General features: G+C 72.2%; 5 protein-coding genes and 1 pseudogene. 3 read left to right on the forward strand and 3 right to left on the reverse strand.

Features of this window, described 5'->3' with window-relative positions:
- A partial coding sequence (locus ACFVJS_RS22405; protein ID WP_378885104.1) for a porin PorA family protein occupies positions 1 to 761 on the reverse strand: 761 nt, incomplete at its 3' end.
- A 110-nt stretch (positions 762 to 871) separates the two neighbouring features.
- Here ACFVJS_RS22405 and ACFVJS_RS22410 point away from each other — a divergent pair.
- Both ACFVJS_RS22410 and ACFVJS_RS22415 read left to right on the forward strand, forming a co-directional pair.
- Positions 872 to 2,794 (forward strand): hypothetical protein, encoded by a 1,923-nt coding sequence (locus ACFVJS_RS22410; RefSeq protein ID WP_378885106.1) that lies wholly within the window; start codon positions 872 to 874, stop codon positions 2,792 to 2,794.
- Positions 2,794 to 3,990: an acyltransferase family protein gene (locus ACFVJS_RS22415; protein WP_378885109.1), complete on the forward strand. Its 1,197-nt coding sequence runs from the start codon at positions 2,794 to 2,796 to the stop codon at positions 3,988 to 3,990. Before ACFVJS_RS22410 ends, ACFVJS_RS22415 begins: the two co-directional genes overlap by 1 nt.
- A gap of 2,027 nt (positions 3,991 to 6,017) precedes the next feature.
- On the opposite strand, the pseudogene ACFVJS_RS22420 reads toward ACFVJS_RS22415, so the two are convergent.
- Together ACFVJS_RS22420 and ACFVJS_RS22425 are read right to left on the reverse strand one after the other, a co-directional pair.
- Positions 6,018 to 8,132, reverse strand: a pseudogene (locus tag ACFVJS_RS22420) (alpha-(1->3)-arabinofuranosyltransferase family protein); the annotation flags it as partial.
- Positions 8,051 to 8,836, reverse strand: a complete 786-nt coding sequence (locus ACFVJS_RS22425) for a class I SAM-dependent methyltransferase (protein WP_378885112.1) — start codon at positions 8,834 to 8,836, stop codon at positions 8,051 to 8,053. The pseudogene ACFVJS_RS22420 and the gene ACFVJS_RS22425, both read right to left, overlap by 82 nt.
- A gap of 135 nt (positions 8,837 to 8,971) precedes the next feature.
- On the opposite strand from ACFVJS_RS22425, the gene ACFVJS_RS22430 reads away from it, so the two are divergent.
- On the forward strand, positions 8,972 to 10,176 hold a 1,205-nt coding region (locus tag ACFVJS_RS22430; RefSeq protein WP_378885115.1), incomplete at its 3' end, for a glycosyltransferase family 4 protein.

The raw sequence follows: 10,176 nt of genomic DNA on the forward strand, positions 1-10,176 counted from the left end.
GAGTAGCTCATCTCCGCGTCGATCAGCACCATGCCGCTGCTGGTGACCATCTTCTGGGTCGCGCTCTGGTCGATGTAGGAACCGGTGGTCGGCTCGACATAGATCGTCTGGGTGGCCTCGTAGGAGCCGCGGACGTCGTCGTCGGTGTCGGGCTCGCCGTCCTCGCCCTTCGACAGGATCTCGTCGTCGGAGGACGCCGAGACCTCGAACTGGTAGGTCTTCACGCCCTCGACGTCGACGTCGTCGATGTACTTGGCGATCACGGTCGTGCCGAGCGTGTCGTCCCAGTAGTTGTAGTCGTGACGCTGCGTGTCGAACGGGAACTTGCCGGCCAGGCCGGTCATCCCGTCGACGGCCCGCTCCTCACCGACGTACGTGGCCTGGTCCTCGACGACCTCGGAGGTCTTGCGGTCCATGGCGTAGGCACGCTCGGTGGTGATGACCACGCGGTCGTCCTCCTCGGCGCGGGCGCACGGGGGCGTCTCACCCTCCTGGATCATGATGCAGCCGGCCTCGACGAAGACGACCACGTCGTCGGTCGAGTCCTTCGGAGCCGCCTCGGTCGTCCGGGTGTACCTCACCGGCACCGGGGTGTCCGACTTGGCCAGCGCGCCGCTGGCGGTGCCGTCCAGGACGGTCGTGGTGTCCACGTCGAGCGGCACGGTCGCCGCGGCGTCCCTGCCCCAGAAGCCCGCCACTGCGGCCGCGACCAGCGCGAACGCGCCGACCAGCAAGAAGACGTAACCAATCACTCTTCGCATGTTTCTGCCCCTCCCAAGGCCTCAGGTCCCCCCTCGATCCGCGAACCGTAGCAGCAATACCCGGATAGGTGTGCAACGGGTCACAAACTGCTGTGCGACACTTCCTCTTCGTGTCCTCCCCCCACCCCACGACCACCGCTGCCGGGCACACCGGCGGGCCCGCTGACGCGCCCGCTGCCGACGGCGTCCTGGCGACTCCCAGAAGTGTCGTCGCTGCCGCGCTCGCCCTGATCGCGGCCCAGCTCGCCTTCCGCGCGTGGGCGCTGAGCGGCTCGTGGTACCGCTTCGACGACGCCAACTTCATGTCCAAGCTGATGTCGGACGGGCTCTCGGCCGACCTGCTCTTCCACGGCTTCGCCGGCCACCTGATGCCGGGAGCGTTCGCACTGACCGCCTGGAACTTCAGCCTCGACCCGTACGCCTGGGCCTACCCGGCCGCCGAGCTGCTGGTGCTGCAGGCGGTCGCGAACCTCGGCACGCTGGTGTTCCTCTGCTCCGCCTTCGGCCCGCGGCGCGGGATCCTGCCCCCGCTGGCCCTGTTCCTGTTCTCCTCGATCAGCCTGCCGGCGTTCCTGTCCTGGGGCCCCGGCATCACCCAGCTGCCGTTCCTCGCCGCGATCTTCTGGGGGTCGTGGGCACACCTCAACTACCTGCGTACGCGGCGGTTCCGCTGGGCCCTGCTGACCATGCTCATCACCCTGGCCGCGATCGCCTTCGGCGAGAAGGCGATGCTGCTGTTCTGGCCCTACGCCGTGCTGGCGCTGGGCTGGTTCGCCACCGGCGACATCCTGACCCGGCTGCGCACCGTCTTGACCCGCTACCTGCCCGGCGTGCTGCTCTACGGGGTCGTCTCGATCGGCTCCGTGGTCGCCTACCTCGTCCTCGGCGCCGGATCGTCGGAGGCCTCGCGCAGCTCCGACGCCAACGGGTTCGCGCTGGTCGCGCAGCGGTTCCTGTTCGAGTCGTGGGCGCCCGGCGTGGTCGGCGGGCCGCTGCGCTGGACCTGGCTCGAGGGCAACTCGGCCGGCTGGGCCGAGCCCGGAGCGGTGGTCTCGGTGCTCGCGGTCGGCGTGCTGGCGCTGCTGACCTACGAGCTCGCCCGCACCCGCTCGATCGCGCTGCGGGCCTGGTGGCTCGTGGGCGGCATCCTCGTCGTCGACATCGCGCTGATCACCGCCATCCGGGCAGGCGCCGTCGGCGCCGACATCGCGCTCGCCTACCGCTATCTCACCGACACGATCGCGGTCACCGCGATGGCGCTCGCGCTGGCCACGCTGCCGCTGCGCGGGGCGGTGGAGACACTCACCCCGACGCGCACCTCGCCGTTCCTGGACGTACCCAAGCGGGTGGCGGTCGCCACCGCGGTGGTCGCGGCCCTGGGGCTCTTCTCGTCCTACTCCTACGCCCAGGGCTGGCACGACGACGACCACACCCGGCGCTACATCGACACGGTTCAGGCCGACCTCGAGGGGGTCGAGGAACCGCTGCCGATGGCGGACGGCCCTGTCCCCGGATGGATGGTCTGGGGCGCCTCCTACCCGTACAACCAGGTCAGCGCCGTGCTCCGGCCGCTCGCCGACAAGATGGAATTTCCACGGTCGAGCACCAATCATCTCTTCGTGGTCGACGACAAGGGCCACATCCGCCCCGCGGCGGTCGAGCCGGAACGCCGCTCCGTGGGCGCGGTCGATCCGACGCCGAGCCCGGACCAGTGCCCGCTGCGAGTGCGCCAGACGTCCCTCGAGGTGGCCTTGGACGGTGGCGTCCACGGCGAGGGGTGGTGGATCCGCGTCAGCTATGCCGCCGGCACCGAGGACGCTGGCCGGATGCGAGTGACAGCCGGAGACCACTCGTACGACGTCGAGATCGAGCCCGGATACCGCAGCCTCTACCTGCGCACGGGTGAGGGCCGCTTCGACACGGTCGGTTTCGAGAGCCTGACGCCCGGTTCGAAGCCATGCGTGAGCGACATCGAGGTCGGCGAGGTCGTTCCGTACGGCGACCCGATCTCGGGCGCCGGGGAAGGCGACTGATGGACCGCCGCTTCCTCACCCTCGACGCCCTGCGGGCAGTCGGGGCACTGATGGTGGTGCTGACCCACGTCGGCTTCCACACCGGCCGCTACGAACGTGGCTGGACCGGCGCGATGCTGGCCCACTTCGACCTCGGCGTCGCCCTGTTCTTCGTGATCTCCGGGTTCCTGCTGGCCAGGCCGTGGTTCGTGGCCAGCGCCGAAGGCACCCCGCCTCCCAGCACCGGGCGCTACCTGTGGAAGCGGGCACTGCGGATCCTGCCGCTCTACTGGGTGGTGGTCGCTGTCTGTCTCCTCGTCGTCCCCGAGAACTCCGACGCCGATCTCGGTGACTGGATCGCCAACCTCACGCTGACCCAGATCTACACCCAGGATTCCCACGCGTACGGCCTGGCGCACATGTGGAGCCTGTGCACCGAGGTCGCCTTCTACCTCGCGCTACCGCTGGTCGTGCGGCTACTGACACCGCGGAACCGCCTGGCCCTACGCAGGGTGCTCGTCGTCTCGCTGCTGCTCTCGGTCGGCGGCGTGGTCTTCGCGGCCGGTGCCCGCACCTGGATCGCGCAGCCGTTCGCGGCGGAGTGGCTGCCTGCATACCTCCCCTGGTTCCTCGCCGGGACGACGCTCGCGGCCTGCTCCGTCCACCCCGGCGCGCGTACGCGGCTCGACGCCGCCGCGCGTGACCTGGCCGGATGGTGGTTGTTGGCACTGGGGCTCTTCATCGCCGCGTGCACGCCGATCACCGGCCCGATGGGCCTCTCCGGTCCACCGACACCGGCCGAGGCCGCACTCAAGTGCGTGCTCTACGGTGCGGTCGCCGTCTGCGTCGTCTTCCCGGTGGTCTTCGGACCCGAGCTCGAGGGTCCGGTCCGCCGCTGGCTGGCAAGCCCGGTGCCCACCGCCCTGGGCGAGGTCTCCTACGGCATCTTCTCGATCCACATGTTCGTGCTGCTGATGGGCATGGAGGTCCTCGGCTTCGAGGTGTTCGCCGACCGCTTCTGGACGGTGCTGGGCATGACCGTCGCGGTCACGATTCCCCTGGCGGCACTCTCCTACACCTTGTTCGAGCGCAGGGTGATGCGTCTGCGCGGCTGGCGCCCCTCGCTTCGGCCCTCGCGCGCGCCCGCGTCCTCGGAGCGCGGCCCCGCGGAGGCGGAGGCGGCCACGAGCACGACGGCGGCCAGCGAGAGCGCCTGAGCCGTCCAGGCGGGCGGATCCCACGGCAGATCCCAGGCGGCCGGGAGGATCTCGACCGCGAGGGCGCCGGCGAGCAGCGCGGCCCCGGAGCCGATGGCCAGGAGACGTACGACGGCCGGCCGGCGGCCCGTCACCCGTGGCAGCAGCCAGGCCACCACGGCGGCCAGCGCACCCCACCAGCCGGCGAGCAGACCGGCCACGAGGACCAGCAGCCCACCGTCGTACCACCGCCACGGCGCGGCCACCGGGAACAGCTCGAGGCTGGGTGGGGTGCCACGGCGGCGCCATGAGGTCACCAGCGCGAGCGCCAGCGCCAGCGCCGCGCCGCCCGCGCCGGCGAGCAGCCCGGCTCGGTAGGTGCGCTCGGGCGCGAAGCCGAAACGTACCTCTCCCCCGGCTCCGGCGGGCACGATCCAGCCCTGCTGCCAGCCGTCGACCCGCTGGGGGCGAAGCGCCTTGCCGTCCAGGGTCGCGGTGGCTCCGGTGTTGATGTTCTGCGGGAGCACGAGCACACGGTCGTAGGTCTCTGCCGAGACCGTCGCCGAGACCGCGGCGTCGCGATCGTCCCGCTCCACCTCGACCGCGGTCGGCGGCTCGGCGTCCGCGATCACCTCGGCGCGCAGCTCGAGGCTGTCGAACCGAAGCGCGCCACCTGCCGAAGCGGAGCCCGAGGCGATCGGGGCCGGGTCGGCGAGGAGGGTGTTCTCACCGGCGGCCAGCGCGAGCGGTGTGGTGCCGCAGACCTTCAGCGACGCCTCACCGCCCCGCAGCAGATCGGAGAGCGACCCGTTGACCGATGTACGCAGCAGCCGGTCGCCCACGCGGATCTGAGGCCCCTCGGCGCAGCCCGCCCGAAGCCGGCCGTCGCCGAGCGCACGGCCGTTGACCTGCAGCTCCGAGATGCCGGCGGGCAGCTCGGTGGCGTCGGCCATGCTCGAGGGCTGGTCGTAGGCGGCGTCGGTCTCGGTGATCCGGATGCGGAGCCGGTCGGTGCGCCAGCCGGCGGGCACGGCGACGTCGCCGTCCTCGCCGACCTCGCGGGTGACCGTGCGCTTGGGGCGGCGCAGGTCGGTGATCTCGACCTCCGTGGGGATACTGACCGGGGCGGCCTCGTTCACGACGAGTCGCAGCGACCTGATCCGCTGCCGCTCGGGCAGCCCGAGGGTCACCGCGGCCGGCTCGGTCGACGGAGCGCGCCAGGAGGTGCCGTCGTCGCCGTCGGTCATCGCGAGCGCCGACTGGGCGATGTCGCCACTGCTCGGGGCGGTGATGTCGACGCCGGCGAGGGCGGCGGCGGCCTCGGCGTAGGAGTGATCGCGGCGCAGCGACACCGTCCCGGTGACGTGGAAGGACTGTCCGCGGGTCAGCGTGACCAGCCGGTCGAGGTGGTCGCCGTCGTCGCCGGTGCCGGCCAGGAAGGGCTCGCAGTAGAGCACCCCGCCCTGGGAGATGCAGCCGCTGCGGTCGGTGTCGCGGCCGAGCCGGATCTTGCGGATCGTGGCGTCCTGCGGCGGCTCCGGGAGCGCGACCAGGCGCTGCGCCTCGACCCCCTCGATGTCGAGCTCGCTGATCCCCCAGGGGCCGTGGGCGGTGGCGCCGCGGGCGGTGATGGTGAGGGTGCGCGCGCTGAACCCGGTGAGGTCGTACGTCGCCTGCTGCCCCGGCTGCGGGGCGTAGACCTTGCGCATCTGGGCGCCGGCGACGAGCTCGAGCCGCTCGACCCCGACCACGTTGTCGGGCAGCGTGATGGTGACCCGGCCGAGGTCGACCTCGTCCTCGAACCGCACCCGCAGCCAGGCGCCCTCGGGCTCGAGCCCCCAGCCGGTCTCGGTGCGCCACTCGGTGTCGGGGTCGCCGTCCAGGGCGGCCGAGGGCGCTCGGCCCCGGTCGACCGGGACCTCGGCCGGGGTGGCCGCGGAGCTGGAGGCCTCCACGGCCTCGACGCCGCGCCAGACCATGGTGCTCTGCCACCGCTCCTGGTCCTCCAGGTAGCGGTGGAAGCTCTCGGGCTGGTCGGAGTCGACGCCCTCCTCGGCGGTGCGGGTTGCCGAGGAGTTGGCGCGGACCCCGGAGAAGATCGTCGTACGCCGCCGCTGCCCGTCGGTCAGGATGACATCGGCCTGGGTCTCGGCGTCCTCGGCCGATCGGGTGTCGTCAGCGGTCAGCACCGCCTGAGCCCCGCTGGCGGGCTCGCCGGGGTCGCCGATGACGGTCGTCCTCGCGGGGATGAGCGTCGCACCGGCGGACGCGTCCTCGACGCGGTAGATCTCGATCGGGGGATACTCCCCGGCCAGTCCCCCGTCGACGAGCACCCGGGTGCCCTTCTCGCGGTGGTAGGTGGTGTTGCCGAAGTCGGCGCCGAACCTCGCCTCCCGGGTCAACCCCGGCGACTGGTCGAGGGTGGCATGCACGAGCGAGGGCGGTGGGGCGCCGGTCGTCCCCCAGTGGAGGTCGTTGCGCACCAGCAGCCGGGTGACGCCGGCCTTGGCCAGCATCGGCGCGAGATCCGCGCTCGGGGTGCCGCGCTCCAGCTCCTCGGTGACCCGGTCGAGCCAGACGACGTTGCCCGGCTCGGCCAGCGGCACCACGCCGCGCACGGCCCAGCGGGAGTCGGCGTACGGCTGCAGGACCTCGTCGTGGGTGCTCCCCCACAGGTAGTCGCCGAACCGCGCCGCGGGGACCACGAGCGTCACGCCGCCGTCGTCGTTCTCGGAGAGGTGGTCGGCCGCGTCGGTCCAGAAGCCGGGAACGTTCTCGATCGAGCCCGGCGGTGGCACCTGGCCGCGCACCCAGGGCACCGCGAGCCCGGCCAGCGAGGCAGCCACGGCGATGACGAACACGGTTCGCAGCCACTGCGCGGCCCTGGTGCTCGTGCCCGAGGCACGGGCCAGGCCGGCGCGGAAGAGGATGGTCTCGACGGCGAGCACGACTCCGGCGGCGAGCCCGAGGCGGAGCACGGCGTCGTACTTGTGGCTGTTGCGGACCGCGGCCAGCGCGCCGTCGACGAGGTCCTGCCGGGCCTCGGCGCCCCAGCCGGCCAGCGCGCCGGTGTAGCCGATCCCGACCAGGACGACACCGACCAGCACGCAGCAGATGAGGAACCGGCTCTCCGGATGGCGGCGCGCCCGGCCCACCCCGGCCAGCCCCGCCAGCCCGATCGCGACGACGGCGGCCGCGTCGAGGACGAGGTAGGGCGTGGCGTGCAGGAGCTGCCCGGCCGGGTAGTAGATCGGGTCGGCGTAGGCGACCCAGTCGGAGGTGCCGAGCAGCGTCGGCAGCAGGCCGGTGGTCGAGGCGGTCACCGCAGCGGTCTCGATGTAGTCGAGGAACGGCGGGATGTAGCGGCCCTGGAGGACCAGCGGGATCGTCCACCACAAGGTGGCGACGACGGTGAACACGCCCCACAGGACGAGGACGGCGAATCGCCGCGCGCCGGTGCGGGTCAGCAGGAAGACCACGCCCGGGACCAGCACCGCCGAGACCGCGGTCGCGTTGACGCCGCCCGCGCAGGCGACCGCGAGGGCGGCCAGCGCACACCAGCGCAGCAGGTCCTTCGTCGTGGTGGTGCCGCTGGCGCGGATGACCGCGAGGAGCACCCACGGCGCCACCGCGGTCGGCCACAGCTCCGCCGAGTTGGCGCCGAGGATGGTCATCACGCGTGGTGTCAGGACGTACGCCGCGGCGCCCGCCACCTGCGCCCACGGCCGCCCCAGCCGCAGCTCCCGGGCGACCATCAGGACCCCGAGGAACGCCAGGTTGAGCAGCAGCGCCCACCACAGCCGCTGGATCACCCACTCCGGCAGCTGCGCCAGCTGGCCCAGCCCGTAGAAGGGCCCCATCGGCCACAAGTAGCCGATCGCCTGGTTCTGCACCTGGCCGAACGCGCCCTGGGCGTCCCACATGTGCAGGGCCCGGGCCAGGAAGGCCCACGGGTCGGCGCTGAGGTCGAACTTGGTGTCCGCGACGATCCGGCCCGGGGCCTGGGTGAACGTGATCGCGGTCAGGATCGCGACGTAGGCGGTGATCCGCAGGGGCGAGGTGGCCGAGGGCGGCTCCGGGGTCACGTCTTGCGCAGCACGAGCAGGAGGTTCCACGAGAGCACCTCCCTCACCACCGGGACCCGCATCAGCCACGCCGCCCACGCAGGGTGGTAGCGCGGAACCGCAGCCAGGATCTCGGCGTTGCCCGCCTTGCGCTGGGCGCGCGCCCAGCGCAGCCCGGCGGAGGCGGTCGCCGCGTACATCGACTCGCCGAACCTGTTCTTGGGCTCGTGGCCGTGCTTGCGCTGGTAGCGGCGGCGCGCGTAGCGGCCGCCGAGCAGGTGCCAGGGGCTGGTCTCGTGGCCGCCCCAGGGGCCCCACCACAACGTGTAGGAGCAGAACACGACACCGCCGGGCTTGGTGACCCGGAGCATCTCGTCGAGCATCGCGGTCGGGGTCGGGACGTGCTCGAGCACGTTGGAGGAGTAGCAGGCGTCGACGCTTCCGGTCCGGACGGGAAGCCGCATCCCGTCGCCCAGCATGCTGCCCTCGGCGACGATGCCGGCGCCCTGCATCTCGCCGGCGTCGGCGTCCAGCGCCAGGTAGGTCGCGCCGGCCCGCATGAACGCGTCGCGGAAGTAGCCCGGGCCGCCACCGACGTCGAGCAGCACGGTGCCGTCCAACGTCTCACCGTCGGTGTAGTGGGCCAGCTGTCCCACCGAGTCGGCCGCCAGCGCCGTGTAGAAGCGTGCCGGGTCGGTCTGCTCGACGCGGAAGTCGCTGAAGAGGCGCACGGAGCGCCGCAAGGTCGCCTTCCAGCCGGTGCCGGCCGGGGCGTCGCGCTGGGAGTCGAGGAGGTTCGGCACGGCGGGAACCCTAACCGATTACCCCAGAGGGTGTGCATTTCGTCACGAAATGTCCTACTCTCCAGTAACTGCGTGACCCCTGGGGAGGGAGCACTCAGCAGCGGGGAACTGCGAGATCCAGGGGAGCACCGTATTTTGCGCGCCAACGAGGGAGCGCAGCTGAACGGCGGCCATGTCGCCGTGTTCAGCTGGCGCGATTCTGACAACCCTGAAGCCGGTGGGGCCGAGCACTACCTCCACCAGATCACCGCCGGCCTGGTCGATGCCGGAGCGCGGGTGACCGTCTTCACCGCGGCCTACCCGGGTGCTCGGGCCCGCGAGGAGCGCGACGGCGTCCGCTACGTACGCCGCGGCGGCAAGCTCAGCATCTATCTGTGGGGCGTGCTGCTGCTCGCGCTCGGCCGGCTGGGCCCGATCGGTCGCGTCGATGCGGTCATCGACGTGCAGAACGGACTGCCGTTCTTCACGCCGCTCGGCACCCGGGCGCCGGTCACGGTGCTCGTCCATCACGTCCACCGCGAGCAGTGGCCGGTGGTCTACCCGGGGCTGTCCGGACGTGTCGGCTGGTGGATCGAGTCGTGGCTGGCGCCGCGGCTCTACCGCCGCAAGCAGTACGTCGCGGTCTCTCGCGCCACCCGGGCCGAGCTGGCCACGCTCGGCGTCGACCCCGCCCGGGTCGCGGTCGTGCACAACGGCGCCGCGCCCGCGCTGAGCGACCAGCCGGCCAAGACCGAGCACCCCTCCATCTGCGTCGTCGGGAGGCTGGTGCCGCACAAGCGGGTCGAGCTCGCGGTCGACGCGGTGGCGGCGCTGCGGGCGACCTACCCGGACCTGCGGCTGACCATCGTGGGCGGTGGCTGGTGGGCCGACGAGCTGGCTGCGTACGTCTCCCGGGTGGGGGCCGGGGACTTCGTCGAGATGCTGGGGCACGTCGACGAGGAGACCAAGGAGGCGGTCTACGAGCGGTCCTGGCTGATGGCGCTGCCCTCGCTGAAGGAGGGCTGGGGCCTGGTGGTCACCGAGGCCGCCCAGCACGGCACCCCGACCGTCGCCTTCCGCGACGCGGGCGGGACGACCGAGTCGATCGACGACGGCGAGTCCGGCGTGCTGGTCGATGACCAGGCGGGGTTCGTGGCCGCGCTCGACCATCTGCTCGGCGACGAGATCCGCCGCAAGGAGCTGGCCGAAGGCGCCCGCTGGCACGCCCGCAAGCACACCTGGGAGCAGAGTCAGCTCAACTTCAACGCCGTGCTCGCCTCGGCGCTGCAGGACCATGCCGTGCCGCAGGGGGAGCCCGCGCCCGGGTCGGCCCTCGTTGGGCACCCCCGGGTCCTCGTGCA

Origin of the sequence: Nocardioides sp. NPDC057772, assembly GCF_042798075.1 — a bacterium.
Classification (GTDB): Bacteria; Actinomycetota; Actinomycetes; order Propionibacteriales; family Nocardioidaceae; genus Nocardioides.